The sequence below is a fragment of the Embleya sp. L77 genome, assembly GCF_055557415.1.
This window is the reverse complement of the sequence record NZ_CM145709.1, coordinates 5077986-5092380: the sequence shown is the minus strand read 5'-3', so window position 1 is coordinate 5092380 and position 14395 is coordinate 5077986. Positions and strand designations below refer to the sequence as shown.

The window sequence follows — 14395 nt, the reverse complement described above, 5'->3', positions numbered from 1 at the left end:
CATGGCAACGGCCGCCGCGGGAGTGCTGCGGCGGCCGCTGATGAGCCGATGTACCTTTCGGCGCGTTTTTACACGGACCGGTGGCTTTCCGGGGGCGTCAGCGCTTGCGGACACCCTCGGCGAGCTCCGCGGCCAGGGCGCGGACGGCGTCCAGGCCGGCCTGTTCGTTCGGCGCGTCCAGCAGGGCGCGCACGAACGCGGAGCCGACGATGACGCCGTCGGCGTAGGCCGCGACCTCGGCCGCCTGGGCGGCGGTGGAGACGCCCAGGCCGACGCAGATCGGCAGGTCGGTGGTCTTGCGGGCGCGCGCGACCAGGTCGCCGGCGAGCGAACTCACCGAGGCCCGGGCCCCGGTGACGCCCATGACCGACGCGGCGTAGACGAAACCGCCGCAGTGGCGGGTGGTGTAGGCGATGCGCTCGTCGGAGGAGGACAGGGCGACCAGGAAGATCCGGTCCAGGTGGTGCCGGTCGGTGGCGGCGATCCACTCGTGTGCCTCGTCCGGGATCAGGTCGGGGGTGATCACCCCGCTGCCGCCGGCCGCGGCCAGTTCGCTCGCGAACCGCTCGACGCCGTAGCGCTCGATCGGGTTCCAGTACGACATGACCAGCGTCGCGGCGCCGGTCTCGGCGACGGCGCGCACGTTGTCGAGCACGTGGTGGGTGTTGGTGCCGTGGGCGAGTGCGTGCTCGACGGCGCGCTGGATGACGGGGCCGTCCATCTGCGGGTCGCTGTAGGGCAGGCCGACCTCGATGATGTCGCAGCCGCCCTCGACCATCGCCCGCATCGCGGCGGCGGAGCCCTCGGCGGAGGGGTAGCCCGCCGGGAGGTAGCCGACCAGCGCGGCGCGGTTCTCGGCGCGGGCCGCGGCCAGCACCTCGGTCAGCCTGGTGGTGGTGCCGGTGCCGGTCACGACTGCTCCGCTTCCGCGTCGAGGAGATCGAAGTACTCGGCGGCGGTGTGCATGTCCTTGTCACCGCGCCCGGAGAGGTTCACCAGGATGGTCGCGTCCGGTCCGAGTTCGCGCCCGACCTCGATCGCGCCGGCCAGGGCGTGCGCCGATTCGATCGCCGGGATGATGCCCTCGGTGCGGCACAGCAGCCGGAACGCCTCCATCGCGGGGGCGTCGTCGATCGGCCGGTAGATCGCCCGGCCGGTCTGGTGCAGCCACGCGTGCTCGGGGCCGACCGCCGGGTAGTCCAGGCCGGCCGAGATCGAGTGCGATTCCCGGGTCTGCCCGTACTCGTCCTGGAGCAGGTAGGTGCGTGCGCCGTGCAGGACGCCGATCGAGCCGCCGGTGATCGAGGCGGCGTGCCGCCCGGTCTCCACGCCGTCGCCGCCCGCCTCGAAGCCGTACAGCCGCACGTCCTCGTCCGGGATGAACGCGTGGAAGGCGCCGATCGCGTTGGAGCCGCCGCCCACGCACGCGCAGACCGCGTCCGGCAGCCTGCCGGTCAGGTCGAGCACCTGCTGCCGGGCCTCCACCGAGATGACCTTGACGAAGTCGCGGACCATCGCCGGGAAGGGGTGTGCGCCGGCCGCGGTGCCGAGCAGGTAGTGGGTGTTGTCGACGTTGGCGACCCAGTCGCGCAGCGCCTCGTTGATCGCGTCCTTGAGGGTGCGCGAGCCGATCGCCACCGGGATCACCTCGGCGCCGAGCACCCGCATCCGGGCCACGTTCAGCGCCTGGCGCTGGGTGTCGAGTTCGCCCATGTAGATGACGCAGTCGAGGCCGAGCAGCGCGCACGCGGTCGCGGTGGCCACGCCGTGCTGGCCGGCGCCGGTCTCGGCGATCACCCGGGTCTTGCCCATGCGCTTGGTCAGGATGGCCTGGCCGAGCACGTTGTTGATCTTGTGCGAGCCGGTGTGGTTGAGATCCTCGCGCTTGAGGATGATCCGCGCGCCGCCGGCGTGCTCGGCGAAGCGGGGCGCCTCGGTGATGATGCTCGGGCGCCCGGCGTAGTCGCGCAGCAGGCCGGTGAACTCTGCCTGGAACTCCGGGTCGTCCTTGGCCTTCTCGTAGGCGGAGGTCAGTTCGTCGAGTGCGGCGATCAGCGCCTCGGGCAGGAAACGCCCGCCGAATACGCCGAAGTGGCCGGAGGGGTCCGGCAGTTGGGCTTTGCTGGACATGCGAGGTCCTTGTCGGTGTGGCATGCCGTGCGGACGGCACGTTGCTGACAGGTGGGTCAGGAAACGTGTCCGCGCCATCGGCTGCCCGGCACCTGGCCGGGCTCGCAGCCGATCACGTAGCGCACCCGGCGTCCACGGGCCCGACGGGCGGGCGCGCGGCAGCCTCGGGGCTTGCAGCCCCTGGCCAGTCGCGGGTCCATGCTCATGCCGCTCGCGTCCTCAGCCGCGTCCGTGCCGGATCGCCGGGTGGGCGCCCGCGGCGACCAGGTCGGCGACCGAGCTGCGCGGGTCGCGACCGGTAACCAGGGACTCGCCCACCAGGACGGCGTCGGCGCCGTTGTTGGCGTAGGCGATCAGGTCGTGCGGACCGCGCACGCCGGACTCGGCGATGCGCACGCACGAGTCCGGGATCAGCGGGGCGATCCGGGCGAAGTTGTTGCGGTCCACTTCCAGGGTCTTGAGGTTGCGCGCGTTGACGCCGATCACGGTGGCGCCGGCGTCGAGCGCGCGGGCGGTCTCCTCCTCGTCGTGGACCTCCACGATCGTGGTGAGACCGATCGAGCGGGACCGCTCGATCAGCGAGATCAGCGCGTTCTGCTCCAGGGCGGCGACGATCAGCAGGGCCACGTCCGCGCCGTGTGCGCGGGCCTCCCACAGCTGGTAGCTCGTCACCATGAAGTCCTTGCGCAGGACCGGGATGTCGACCGCGGCGCGAACGGCGTCGAGGTCGTCGAGCGAGCCGCCGAATCGGCGCTGCTCGGTGAGCACGCTGATCACCGAGGCGCCGCCGGACTCGTAGTCGGCGGCCAGACCGGCCGGGTCGGCGATCGCGGCGAGCGCGCCCTTGGAGGGGCTGGAGCGCTTGACCTCGGCGATGACGGCGATGCCGTCGCCGCGCAGGATGCTCTCCGCGTCGCGGGGCGCCGGCGCCTGGGCCGCGAGTTCCTTGATTTCGTCAAGGGAAACGCGGGCCTGTCGTTCGGCGAGGTCGGCGTTGACACCGTCGATGATCTCGTCGAGAACCGTCACGCCCTACATCCCCTCGTTTGTCCGGAGAACCTGCTCCCCCGGCTCTCCGATGGTATAGGCCGATTCGAACAGACCCGTCCACGCCGCACCGCCGAAGAGGTGGGGGCAGCATACGGCGTCGCACGGTGGGTTCGTGCGCACGGTCCGGCCGGCGGAATCACCGGCCGTCACTGTGCGTCAGGGCGCGAGCGGCGCGCCGAACGGCAGGTCCCGGACCACCCAGAAGAGCACCACGACCGCGAGCAGGCCCCACAGCGCGCGGGGATCGGCCAGCCCCCGGCGCGGCTCGCCGCGCGCGGTACGCACCGCCCAGCACAGCCACAACAGGCCGATCAGCGGGAACAGCGCGACCGCCAGCGCGTTGTAGCCCAGCGCGGCGGACAGGTCGAGATGGGTGAGCGCGTGCACACACCGCAACCCGCCGCAGCCGGGGCAGGCCAGGCCGGTGACCACCAGGTACGGGCACGGGGGATAGTGGCCGCTCTCGCGCGGATCGACCAGTCCCACATAGGCGGTCGCGGCGGTGAGCAGGGCCAGGCTCGCGGCGGGCAGACCGAGGTTGCGCAGCCGGAAGCCGGTGCCGGGCGCGGGGCGGGCCGGGGTGGTCATCGGCCCATTGTGCCGTCGGGGCCCACCGTCAGAGGTCACCCAGCGTGTCTTTCCAGCCGAGAAGGAAGACGCCGACCATCCAGGTGGTCCAGAAGATCACGCCGAGCAGGACCGTGCCGATGGTCCAGTTGCGGGCCCGCAACGAGGCGAGTCGGGCGCCGGCCACGTCGCCGCGGTGCCAACGATCGTTGACACTGGTCGCCGCGAGCAGCGCGGGCACACCCGCGAGGAAGCAACAGAAGACGGTCGCCACGACCGCCCACGCGAGGTAGTTCTCCGGTGGGCCGGGCGGCGGACCGGCGGGCGGCGGCGTGGTCGGCGGCCCGTACGGCATGGCGTGCCCGAACGGCCGGGCCGGCGCGTTCCACTCCCGCGTCCGATCCGAACGCTCCTCACCGCCACCGGGAACCCCCGGGTAGCCGTAGGCCACATTCCCCCCTCGGCGTAGCGCCGCAACGGCACGCCCACCCTAGAACAGCACCGAGCCCACCGCCGCAAACGCCGACCGGGCAAACCCCACCGGCCCGGCCGAGGCTCGAGGCCGAATCGGCCGGGCCGGGCGCTCGAGGCCGAAGCCGGACGTCAGCGACGCGCGGGTGCCGCGCCCAGACCACCCATCCGCATGCCCGCACCGGCGATGCAGCCCACCAGGACCACGGCCGCGCCGGCCCAGAACAACATCACGTTGGCCGCGATCATCGCGACGCCGGAGATCGTGCAGCCGATCAGCGCCAGTATGGTCACGGTCCAGGCGGCGGGGGTGCTGCCGTGGTTTCCGGCTTGCGACGACATCGCTTACTCCTTCGGCTTCACATTTCACACGCGTGGGCGCGGTTGCCGTGACGCCGTTCGGGGCGCCGCGATGACAACCGCGCGATTCTTATTGTCACCCGTCGGGAGCAGTGCTCAGCGCGTGGGGTCCTCGCCCCGGTCCAACGCGTTCCACAGGTCGGCGTTGGTGGCCGGGCCGCGCCTGGCGGCGACCGCCTTGCCCGCCGGGGCCTCGTAGCGGTTGGACATCCCGGGCCAGCGCCGGCCCCGAAGCACCACGAGCAGGCCCGCGAGCAGGATCAGCACGCCGCCCACGGCCGCGAACCACGGCCAGATCGTGTGGCTCACGTCCACCGCGCGGACCCCCTCGACGGCCGCCTTGCCCGCCGCCTCGGAGTTCACCGCCGACGTGTCGCCCGCGCCCCGCACGGCCAGCACCGTGACGCCGATCCCGGCCAGGGTCACCAGGGCACCGATCGCGGTCCGGCCGATCGTCCGGGTGGCGAGCACCGCGAGGGCGCCCGCGAGCCCGAGCAGGGCCAACGCGGAGGTCGCCTTGTTGATCGCGTTGCCGCTCGCATGCACCGCGATCCGCGAGCCGTGCACCGGTGCGGTGCCCTCGGCCCAGGTGCGGCCGGCCACCGAGAGCACCAGGGCCGCGCCGACCAGGGCGAGCAGGACCGTGACGGTCAACTCGCGCCGGGCGGCCCTGCGCTCGCGCAAAGCCCGGTCCTCGACCGACCCCGCCTCGTCCGACCCCGCCTCGACGGATTGTGCCTCGCCCGGCTCCGCCGCCCGCCCCGCGGCAGCACCCGCCGGTTCGCCGGCCGCTCGGTCGTGCGTCTCGGTGCCGGCACCCGCTGCGCCGGCCTCGGTCCTCGCGTCGCTCATGTCACCAGCATGACCCACGCTTCGCGGCGGCCCGACCCGGGGTTCGCGCGGGTCTACCCGGTCCGGACGTCGTGCGCCGGTTCGAGCGTCGCCGCGATGGCCACCGCGCGCAGCACCGCGGCCGCCTTGTTGCGGCATTCGACGTCCTCGGCCTCGGGCGAGGAGTCGGCGACCACGCCCGCCCCGGCCTGGACGTAGGCCACGCCGTCGCGGATCAGCGCGGTACGGATCGCGATCGCGGTGTCCAGGTCGCCGGCGAAGTCGACGTAGCCCACACAACCGCCGTACAGGCCGCGCCGGGTGGGCTCGAAGTTCTCGATGATCTCCATCGCCCGCGGTTTGGGCGCGCCGGACAGGGTGCCCGCCGGGAAGCACGCGGCGAACACGTCCAACGCGGTGCGGCCCGGGGCCAACTCGCCCACCACGGTGGACACGATGTGCATCACGTGGCTGTACCGCTCGACCGACATGAAGTCGATCACCTCGACCGTGCCGGGCGCGCAGACCCGGCCCAGGTCGTTGCGGCCCAGGTCGACGAGCATCAGGTGCTCGGCGCGTTCCTTGGGGTCGGCGAGCAACTCCTCGGCCAGGTCGGCGTCCTCGGCAGGGGTGGCGCCGCGCGGACGGGTGCCCGCGATCGGGTGCAGCATCGCGCGCCCGTCCTCGACCTTGACCAGCGCCTCGGGGCTGGAGCCGACCACGTCGAAGCCGCCCTCGGCGCCGCCGTCCGGACCGGGCAGCCGGAACAGGTACATGTACGGGCTGGGGTTGGTCGCGCGCAGGATCCGGTACACGTCCAGGGCGCCGGCCTCGGTGGGCATCTCGAAGCGCTGGGACAGCACGATCTGGAACGCCTCGCCGGCCCGGATCTCCTCCTTGGCCGCCTCCACCGCCTTGCGATAGGCGGTCGAACCCCACGGGCCGACCGCCTCGGCGACCGCGCCGCGCTCGAACGCCGCCGCGGCCAGGCCGGTCGGCCGGGCCAGGTCGGCGGTCATCGCGTCCAGCCGGGCCACCGCCGCGTGATAGGCGTCGTCGACGCCGGACTCGCGGTTGTCGTGGTTGATCGCGTTGGCGATCAGCAGCACGCTGCCGTCCACGTGGTCGAGCACCGCCAGGTCGGTGGCCAGGAACATCATCAACTCGGGCACGTGCAGGTCGTCCACGGCCGACTCCGGCAGCCGCTCCAGCCGGCGCACCACGTCGTAGCCGAGGTAGCCGACCATCCCGCCGGTCAGCGGCGGCAGTTCCAGGCCCGGAACGCCGTGCGGGGTGTGCAACGCGGCCACGGTGGCCCGGAGTACCTCCAGCGGATCGCCGTCCACCGGCACGCCCACCGGCGGGGTGCCCAGCCAGCGGGCCCGCCCGGCCGCCTCGGTGAGCACCGCCGCGCTGCGCACGCCCACGAACGAATAGCGCGACCACGAACGGCCGTTCTCGGCGGATTCGAGCAGGAACGTGCCGGGCCGCTCGGCGGCGAGCTTGCGGTACAGGCCCACGGGGGTGTCGCCGTCGGCCAGGAAGCGCCGGGTGACGGGGATGACCCGCCGGTCGCGCGCGAGCGTCCGGAAGGTGTCGAGGTCGGGGATGACGGTTCCGGTGGTCATGGCGTGCGCAATCTCCCGGGGCGGCGAGGTCGGGCGGAGCCGGGGCCACGCGGGCCCGCTCCGGCGGCGGTCAGTCGGAGACGAGCAGGACGTCCGCGTCGAAGCAGGTGCGGTCGCCGGTGTGGCACGCGGCGCCGGTCTGCTCGACCCGCACGAGCACGGCGTCGCCGTCGCAGTCGAGCGCGACCGAGCGGACCTTCTGCACGTGGCCGGAGGTGTCGCCCTTGACCCAGTACTCCTGCCGGCTGCGGCTCCAGTAGGTGCATCGGCCGGTGGTCAGCGTGCGGTGCAGCGCCTCGTCGTCCATCCAGCCGACCATCAGCACCTCGCCGGTGTCGGCGGCCTGCGCCACGGCGGCGATCAGGCCGTCGGGGTCGCGCTTGAGGCGCGCGGCGATGGTCGGGTCGAGGTCGGAGGGCCGCGCGGGCGGGTGGGGGGCGCCGGTCATGCGCGCATTGTCGCAGACCGACGCGGGCCGCCCGGTCGGGTGTTCACAGGCCGGTACGGGCCGTACGCAGGGTCTCGATCGCGGCCGCTTCGCCCTCGATCTCGACCCGGGCCTGGTCCTTGCGGCCGAACAGGTACAGGAGCAGCTCGCCGGGGTGTCCGCTCAGCGTCACCACGGGCGTGCCCTTGTGCACGGTCTGCGCGGGTTGCCCGGTCGCGGTGTCGGTGCGGCGCAGCGCCACGCCCACCGGGACGCCGCGCAGCGCCATCCGTGCGGCGCCCCTGGCCCGCTTCCACAGGATCTCGGTGAGTTGGGGGTCCAGTTCGCGTGGTTCGGCGCCGCCGGGTTGGGCCCGGCGTACGTCCTCCAGGTGGATGAAGTACTCCATCGTGTTGGCCGCCGCGTCCACGCCGGGGATGCCGAACACGGACAACTTCGGCGGGCCGTCCGCGACCTGTCGCACGCTCTGCTCGTACGGCTTGGCCGCCTGCCGCAGCCGGACCTTCTCGGTGTAGCCCGCGAGCGGCGCGAGCATGATGCCCGGCGCCGAGTCGGGGCGGTGCTCGCGGACCACCAGGTGGGCCGCGAGGTCGCGGGTGGTCCAGCCCGCGCACAGGGTCGGTGCGTCCGGGCCCAGGACGCGCAGCAGTTCGGCGAGTGCGGCGCGTTCGGTGCGAGCGTGGGATGTCGGCATGTGCCGATCCTTCGGCCCGCACCGGGCGCGGTCAAGGCAACCGGGGCACGATCCGGTCGATCGTGCCGGCGCGGGTGTCAGGGCGAGGCGGCCACCGGGGCGGAATCCTTGGGCTGATCGCTCTTCTGCTGCGCGCTCAGCCAGCGCAGCGCGTCCGGCAGCACCGCCTGCCAGGTCTTGAAGTTGTGTCCGCCGGTGGGCAGCACCAGCGTGTCCACCTTCAGCGGCGGTTTGGCCAACCGCTGGAACTCCCTGGTCTCGGGCAGGTTGGGCTCGCCGCTCTCGCTGCTGGTGAGCAGCAGGCTGACCGGCGGCATCGGCATGTTCTTCAGCCGCCACATCAGGTCGTTCTGGTTGCGGTACGCCTTGCTGCCGCCGTACAGGTCGCCGGTGTCGCCGTCCATCGGCGCGCCGTAGTCGGCGGACAGTGCGACGCCCGCGCCGATCCGGTCCGAGTTGAGCATGGCCAGCTTGGCGGCGCAGTAGCCGCCGGTGGAGTCGCCGAGCATGGCCCAGCCGCGCGCTCCGGGCGCGACCCGGTAGGCCTGGCTGATCGCCTCGGGCAGGTCCTGGCTGAAGAACATGCCCACCTGCGGTCCGCCGGGCACGTCGGTGCACTCGGTGTCGCGGTTGGCGCCGGCGCTCGGTCGCATCATCACGTAGATGGTGGGCTGGACCCGGCCCGCGGCTATCTCGTTCGCGGCGAACTTGGGCAGTTCCAGGCGGGTGACCAGGTTGCGCTCGTTGCCGGGGTAGCCGGTGAGCACGACCACGACCGGGAAGCGCCGGTCCTTGTACTGGGCCTGGAAGTACTGCGGCGGCAGGTACACCAGCGCCGGCGAGCCCATGCCGCTGCGCCGGCCGGCCACGTCGACCTGCATGATCTGTCCCGCGGCCTGCGGGTTCTTGCCCTGCGGGACGTCGATCGTCTCGGTCCCGTTCTCCTTGACCAGTTTGGGCACGTCACCGGGACCGGCGGCGCCGAAGTTCACGACGGGCTTGCCGGTGTGCCCGAGCAGGTCGTCCCAGGTCGTGTAGAAGACGAAGTAGCGGTTGCCGATCACCGCCACGGTGGCCATCAGCAGCACCTGCGTGCTCAACAGGATGCCGATCCGTCCCAGGATCGGCAGCACTCCCTGGCGGGACAACTTGGGCCAGAAGAACACGGCGGCGGCGGCTGCCGCGAACGCGACGACGCCGAGCAGGATTATCAGTTTGAGGCTGGTGAGGCCCACAGCGGCGTCCTCGGTCTGTCGATCATGGTCAGGGCACGCCCTAAAGACGCGGCCGGCCCGGGGTTCGGTTGCGTGTGCGGGGCGCACTCCGGCCCGTCCGGCGGGAGCGCCCGAAACAGGGTGACATGCGGGAAAGATCCGCTCCAAGCCGAGGCGCGCCGGTCGATCCGGATGCGATCGAGGGTCCGGACGGGAATCGGGACCGTCGCAGGCGCCTTGTACTTTCATTGGACAACCATCTGTGGACAACCCTGTCGGACAGCCCCGTTCGCGGCGGCCGGATTCCCGTGAAAGTGAGCCCCGTGGCGGACAAGGTCGTGCTGCGACAAGGACTGCGCGTACTCGGCGTGGCGATCCGCGAGGAACCCAGGATCTTCGCCGCCGCGGTGGGCGCGAGCGCGGTGTACGGCGTGATGACCGTCGGCTCGGCGCTGGTGCTCGGCCGGGTCACCGACGACGTGATCATCCCGGCCTTCCGGGACGGTCGGACCACGGCCGGCGCGCTGGTCGGAGCGTTCGCGGCGGTGTTCGGGATCGCGCTGCTCAAGGCGTTCGGGGTGATCGGCCGCCGGTTGTGGGCGGGCGTGATGCAGTACCGCCTGCAGGCCACCTACCGGCGCCGGGTCACCCGGCAATACCTGCGTCTGCCGCTCGCGTGGCACCACCGCCACCCCACCGGGACGCTGCTGTCCAACGCGAACGCCGACGTCGAGGCGGCCTGGAACCCGGTCGCGCCGCTGCCGATGGCCACCGGTGTGATGGTGATGTTGTTCGTCGCGGCGATCTCGATGGTGCTCACCGACTGGGCGCTCGCGCTGGTCGGCTTCGTGATCTTCCCGGCGATCGCCGTGCTCAACGTGATCTACCAGCGCAAGCAGGGACCGCTGGCGATGCGTGCGCAGGAGTTGCGTGCCGACGTCGCCGAGATCGCGCACGAGAGCTTCGACGGTGCGCTGGTGGTCAAGACGCTGGGCCGGGAGACCGAGGAGACCACCCGTTTCGCCGCCGCCTCGCGCGAGTTGGCCGACGCGAACATCGCGGTGGGCCGGGTCCGGGCCCTGTTCGACCCGATGCTGGAGGCGCTGCCGAGCTTCGGTGTGCTGCTGGTGCTGGTGGTCGGCACGGTGCGGGTCTCGCACGGGAACCTGGCTCCCGGCGATCTGGTGCAGGTGGCCTACCTGTTCACCCTGTTGGCCTTCCCGGTCCGGGCGATCGGCTGGCTGCTGGGCGACATGCCGCGCTCGGTGGTCGGCTTCGACCGGGTCAAGGGGGTGCTGGACGCGGAGGGCGAGCACGCCTACGGCGCGATCGAGGGCGGCGACTCCGCGGCCGGTCCGGCCCGTCTGGAGGCCCGCGCGGTGCGCTTCGGCTACACCGACGACACCGACGTGCTGCACGACGTGGCCTTCGAGGTCGAGCCCGGGCGCACCATCGCGATCGTCGGGCCGACCGGCTCCGGCAAGTCCACGCTGGTGTCGCTGCTGGTGCGCCTGGTCGATCCGCTCGACGGCGGGGTCCTGCTGGACGGCACCGACCTGCGCGACTATCGGCGCGGCGGGGTCGCGGCCACCGCCGCGCTGGTCCCGCAGCAGGCGTTCCTGTTCGACGACAGCGTGCGCGACAACATCACCCTGGGTCTGGACCTGGACGACGCGGCGGTGCACGAGGCGTTGCGGATCGCCCAGGCCGACTTCGTGACCGCGCTGCCCGAGGGCCTGGACACCCAGGTGGGCGAGCGCGGGACCACGCTCTCCGGTGGGCAGCGCCAGCGGATCGCGCTGGCCCGGGCGCTGGTGCGCCGGCCGCGCCTGCTGGTCCTGGACGACGCGACCTCGGCCGTGGACCCGCGGGTGGAGGCGGCCATCCTGCACGGGCTGCGCGACGCGGGCCCGGCGACCGTGGTCGTGGTCGCCTACCGCAAGGCCACCATCGCGCTCGCCGACGAGGTGGTCTACGTCGAGGGCGGCCGGGTGCTCGATCGCGGCCCGCACCACGAGTTGCTGGACCGCTCGGTGGGCTACCGCCGACTGGTCAACGCCTACGAGCGGGCCGCGCGCGAGGGCGTGGACGAGGACATCGACATCGACGTCAGCGGGGCCGAGGAGGCCACGGCTTCATGAGTATCGCCACCGTTGCGCGCAAGACGCCCGAACCGGACCAAAAACCCGGGTCGCGCATCGGCGCCGACCCCGACTCCACCGGCCCCGCCGAGTCCGGCCTCGCCGTGCTGCGCCGCGGCCTGCGGATGACCCCGGAGTTCACCGAGGGCCTGATCGTCACGCTGCTGCTCGCCGTGGTCGGCACGGCCGGGCGGATCGTGGTGCCGCTGGCCGTGCAGCAGACCATCGACCGCGGGCTGCGCGCCGACGCCGGTCCCGACCTGACCGTGGTGCGCACGATGGCCGCGGTCGCGGCGCTCGCGGTGGTGGTCACGGCGGTGTCCGCGTACGCGATGAACGTGCGCCTGTACCGCACCAGCGAGCGCGGCCTGTCCACCCTGCGGGTGGCCGCGTTCCGGCACATCCACGACCTGTCCACGCTGCACCAGCAGTCCGAGAAGCGCGGCTCGCTGGTCTCGCGGGTGACCGGCGACGTGGACACGATCAGCCGGTTCATCCAGTTCGGCGGTCTGCTGCTGATCGTCAGCGTCGGGCAGATCGCGCTGGTAACGGTGCTGATGTTCGTCTACTCGTGGCAGCTCACGCTGTTGGTGTGGGTGTGCTTCGCGCCGCTGTACTTCTTCATGCGCGCGGTGCAAAAGCGCATCGCCGCGGCCTACTCGCACGTACGGGTGGCCATGGGCCGGATGCTCGGCGCCATCGCGGAGCCGGTCGTGGGCGCCGCGATCGTGCGTGCGCACGGCATCGAGGAGCGCACCGCGCATCGCATCGACGAGTCGGTGAACGCGCACCGGGACGCACAGACCCGCGCCCAGTTGTTCGTCGCGCTGACCTTCCCGATGGGCGAGTTCGTGGTCGGCCTGGCCAACGGGCTCGTGGTCGTGGTGGGCGTGTGGCTGGGCATCGACGGGCAGCTCAGCGTCGGCGAGCTGGTCGCCTTCCTGTTCCTGGTCACGCTGTTCGTGGGCCCGGTACAGATGGGCGTGGAGATCCTCAACGAGGCGCAGAACGCGCTCGCGGGCTGGCGTCGGGTGTTGGAGGTGCTGGACGCGGAGCCGGACATCGCCGACCCGGGCGAGGCGGGCGAGGTGCTCCCGCGCGGCCCGGTCGAGGTCGCGTTCGACCACGTCTCGTACGGCTATCCGGGCGGGCCGCGGATCCTGCACGACGTGGACGTGACGCTCGCGCCCAGGACCCGGGTCGCGGTGGTCGGCGAGACCGGTTCGGGCAAGACCACGTTCGCCAAGCTGCTGACCCGGCTGGTCGATCCGGACGAGGGCCGGGTGCTCCTGGACGGCGTCGAACTGCCCCGGGTGCGCTTCTCGTCGTTGCGTGCCCGGGTGGTGATGGTGCCGCAGGAGGGCTTCCTGTTCGACGCCACGCTGCGCGAGAACGTGCGGTACGGCCGGCCGGACGCGGACGACGCGGCCATTCGCACCGCGTTCACCGATCTGGGCTTGGCCGACTGGCTGGCCGGGCTGGCCGCGGGCCTGGACACTCCGGTGGGTCAGCGCGGCGAGTCGTTGTCGGCGGGCGAGCGGCAGTTGGTCGCGCTGGTGCGGGCCTACATAGCCGACCCCGACCTGCTGGTCCTGGACGAGGCGACGTCGGCCGTCGACCCGGCCACCGAGGTGCGGATCGGGCGGGCCCTGGACGGGCTGACCCGGGGCCGCACCGCGGTGTTCATCGCGCACCGGATGTCCACCGCCGAATCGGCCGACGAGGTGCTCGTGTTCGACGCCGGGAAGCTGGTCGAGCGCGGCCCGCACGCCCGCCTGGTCGCGGCCGGCGGGATCTATGCGCGGCTGCATGCCTCGTGGATGGCGCAGCAGAAGACGGCACCTCGCTGAACCGGCTCACGGCCGGTTGTCCTCGAACGCCGGACGGGCCGATTTCGGCCCGTCCGGCGTTTCCCGTCCGGCGTTCGAGGACGTTTCCCGCACCGATCGCTATTTCAGCGGTGCCGTCAGCTTCTTGGTCTCGTCCGTGTAGGAGACCAGGCACTGGACCTCGCGGTCGCCGCCGCTCCAGCCGGATTCCTTCGGATAGATGTACAACCAGGTCAGCTCGTCGGCCTGCGGTTGCCGGGCGATCACCGGCTCGGCGATCGGCTTGCACACCGCGGACGCCTTCGTGTCCATCTCCGCGTCGCCGGGCCAGGTGCCGTCCGGCAGCGCGACGTTCTTGACGTGCTGGCCGTCGTGCGGGCTCGTGCACGCGACCTTGTTCACGTCCGTGCTGCCCGTGACGAATGCGATGCAGTCGCCCGGGCTGAGCGGGACCTTCTTGACCGCGACGCTGCCGTTCGAGTTGGTGGCCACCGGAGTTCCGGGAGGCTCCGTGCTCGGCGGCTCGCTGGAGGGCGGCTCCGGCGAGTCGGTGGTCGGCTGCGGACCGGTCGGCGGTGCACTGGTGGTGGACCTGGCCGTGGTGTCCGCCGGGCCCGCCTTGTCGTCCTTCTTGTCGTCCCCGCCCAGGCTCAGCACCAGGGCGATCACGCCGCCGGCGATGACCAGGGCGACGACCACCACGATCAGGACCACACGTCCGCTGCCCCGGCCGCCGGACGGACCGCCGGGGCCGCCCGAGCCGTAGGGCGGAGGGCCGCCGTAGGGGGGACCGCCACCGTAGGGGGGACCACCACCGTACGGCGGGCCGCCGCCTCCGTACGGCGGGCCGCCGATCGTCGGGCCGTCGTAGGGCGGGTTCGCCGGGGGTGACCCCGCGGGTGGTGGGCCCGCGGGCCCGCCGGGATAGCCACCAGCTCCTCCGCCGTACCCTCCCCCGCCGTAGCCGCCGCCTTGATTGCCGCCGGGATATCCGCCGGGAGTGCTCATCAGATCGATCCCTCCCCCAAGGGC

The 14395-nt window shown here is 72.5% G+C and carries 15 protein-coding genes; 2 read left to right on the top strand and 13 right to left on the bottom strand.

Going from position 1 to position 14395, the window contains the following annotated elements; genetic code table 11:
• Nucleotides 1-97: 97 nt before the first annotated feature.
• The 12 genes from trpA to ACZOOI_RS21810 form a co-directional block, all read right to left on the bottom strand.
• Nucleotides 98-913, bottom strand: coding sequence for a tryptophan synthase subunit alpha (gene trpA, locus ACZOOI_RS21865; protein WP_465277415.1), 816 nt, complete (start codon nt 911-913; stop codon nt 98-100).
• Nucleotides 910-2130 carry a tryptophan synthase subunit beta gene (gene trpB, locus ACZOOI_RS21860; RefSeq protein WP_465277414.1) on the bottom strand — a complete coding sequence of 407 codons (1221 nt, stop codon included), beginning with the start codon at nt 2128-2130 and terminating at the stop codon, nt 910-912. Before trpB ends, trpA begins: the two co-directional genes overlap by 4 nt.
• A 56-nt stretch (nt 2131-2186) precedes the next feature.
• Nucleotides 2187-2336, bottom strand: coding sequence for a tryptophan biosynthesis modulator TrpM (trpM, locus tag ACZOOI_RS21855; RefSeq protein WP_391582594.1), 150 nt, complete (start codon nt 2334-2336; stop codon nt 2187-2189).
• A gap of 13 nt (nt 2337-2349) precedes the next feature.
• Entirely contained in the window at nt 2350-3159 is an 810-nt protein-coding gene (gene trpC / locus ACZOOI_RS21850) for an indole-3-glycerol phosphate synthase TrpC (RefSeq protein ID WP_395778767.1), read from the bottom strand.
• Between the two features lie 177 nt (nt 3160-3336).
• Nucleotides 3337-3768, bottom strand: a complete 432-nt coding sequence (locus ACZOOI_RS21845) for a DUF2752 domain-containing protein (protein WP_465277413.1) — start codon at nt 3766-3768, stop codon at nt 3337-3339.
• 28 nt (nt 3769-3796) lie between these two features.
• Entirely contained in the window at nt 3797-4198 is a 402-nt protein-coding gene (locus ACZOOI_RS21840; RefSeq protein ID WP_465277412.1) for a CD225/dispanin family protein, read from the bottom strand.
• Between the two features lie 152 nt (nt 4199-4350).
• Nucleotides 4351-4560 carry an HGxxPAAW family protein gene (locus ACZOOI_RS21835; protein WP_020552884.1) on the bottom strand — a complete coding sequence of 70 codons (210 nt, stop codon included), beginning with the start codon at nt 4558-4560 and terminating at the stop codon, nt 4351-4353.
• Nucleotides 4561-4674: 114 nt separating this feature from the next.
• A complete protein-coding gene (locus tag ACZOOI_RS21830) occupies nt 4675-5430 on the bottom strand; it encodes a TIGR02234 family membrane protein (RefSeq protein ID WP_465277411.1) in 756 nt (251 codons plus the stop codon).
• Between the two features lie 53 nt (nt 5431-5483).
• On the bottom strand, nt 5484-7037 hold the full coding sequence (locus tag ACZOOI_RS21825; protein WP_465277410.1) for an anthranilate synthase component I: 1554 nt from the start codon (nt 7035-7037) through the stop codon (nt 5484-5486).
• Between the two features lie 70 nt (nt 7038-7107).
• Entirely contained in the window at nt 7108-7485 is a 378-nt protein-coding gene (hisI, locus tag ACZOOI_RS21820; RefSeq protein WP_396005659.1) for a phosphoribosyl-AMP cyclohydrolase, read from the bottom strand.
• Between the two features lie 43 nt (nt 7486-7528).
• On the bottom strand, nt 7529-8179 hold the full coding sequence (locus tag ACZOOI_RS21815; RefSeq protein ID WP_465277409.1) for a TIGR03085 family metal-binding protein: 651 nt from the start codon (nt 8177-8179) through the stop codon (nt 7529-7531).
• Nucleotides 8180-8256: 77 nt separating this feature from the next.
• On the bottom strand, nt 8257-9414 hold the full coding sequence (locus ACZOOI_RS21810) for an alpha/beta hydrolase (protein WP_465277408.1): 1158 nt from the start codon (nt 9412-9414) through the stop codon (nt 8257-8259).
• A 302-nt stretch (nt 9415-9716) separates the two neighbouring features.
• Between ACZOOI_RS21810 and ACZOOI_RS21805 the strand changes: the two genes are divergently transcribed.
• Nucleotides 9717-11534, top strand: coding sequence for an ABC transporter ATP-binding protein (locus tag ACZOOI_RS21805; protein ID WP_465277407.1), 1818 nt, complete (start codon nt 9717-9719; stop codon nt 11532-11534).
• Nucleotides 11531-13384, top strand: a complete 1854-nt coding sequence (locus ACZOOI_RS21800) for an ABC transporter ATP-binding protein (protein ID WP_465277406.1) — start codon at nt 11531-11533, stop codon at nt 13382-13384. Before ACZOOI_RS21805 ends, ACZOOI_RS21800 begins: the two co-directional genes overlap by 4 nt.
• Before the next feature lie 99 nt (nt 13385-13483).
• Here the strand turns inward: ACZOOI_RS21800 and ACZOOI_RS21795 are convergent, their stop codons facing one another.
• A complete protein-coding gene (locus tag ACZOOI_RS21795) occupies nt 13484-14371 on the bottom strand; it encodes a septum formation family protein (RefSeq protein WP_465277405.1) in 888 nt (295 codons plus the stop codon).
• Nucleotides 14372-14395 lie beyond the last annotated feature (24 nt).

Coding starts and splice junctions, on each gene's coding strand:
- trpB (WP_465277414.1), bottom strand. CDS start 2,130: ATGTCCAGCAAAGCCCAACTGCCGGACCCCTCCGGCCACTTCGGCGTA.
- trpM (WP_391582594.1), bottom strand. CDS start 2,336: ATGAGCATGGACCCGCGACTGGCCAGGGGCTGCAAGCCCCGAGGCTGC.
- ACZOOI_RS21845 (WP_465277413.1), bottom strand. CDS start 3,768: ATGACCACCCCGGCCCGCCCCGCGCCCGGCACCGGCTTCCGGCTGCGC.
- ACZOOI_RS21835 (WP_020552884.1), bottom strand. CDS start 4,560: ATGTCGTCGCAAGCCGGAAACCACGGCAGCACCCCCGCCGCCTGGACC.
- ACZOOI_RS21830 (WP_465277411.1), bottom strand. CDS start 5,430: ATGAGCGACGCGAGGACCGAGGCCGGCGCAGCGGGTGCCGGCACCGAG.
- ACZOOI_RS21825 (WP_465277410.1), bottom strand. CDS start 7,037: ATGACCACCGGAACCGTCATCCCCGACCTCGACACCTTCCGGACGCTC.
- hisI (WP_396005659.1), bottom strand. CDS start 7,485: ATGACCGGCGCCCCCCACCCGCCCGCGCGGCCCTCCGACCTCGACCCG.
- ACZOOI_RS21815 (WP_465277409.1), bottom strand. CDS start 8,179: ATGCCGACATCCCACGCTCGCACCGAACGCGCCGCACTCGCCGAACTG.
- ACZOOI_RS21800 (WP_465277406.1), top strand. CDS start 11,531: ATGAGTATCGCCACCGTTGCGCGCAAGACGCCCGAACCGGACCAAAAA.
- ACZOOI_RS21795 (WP_465277405.1), bottom strand. CDS start 14,371: ATGAGCACTCCCGGCGGATATCCCGGCGGCAATCAAGGCGGCGGCTAC.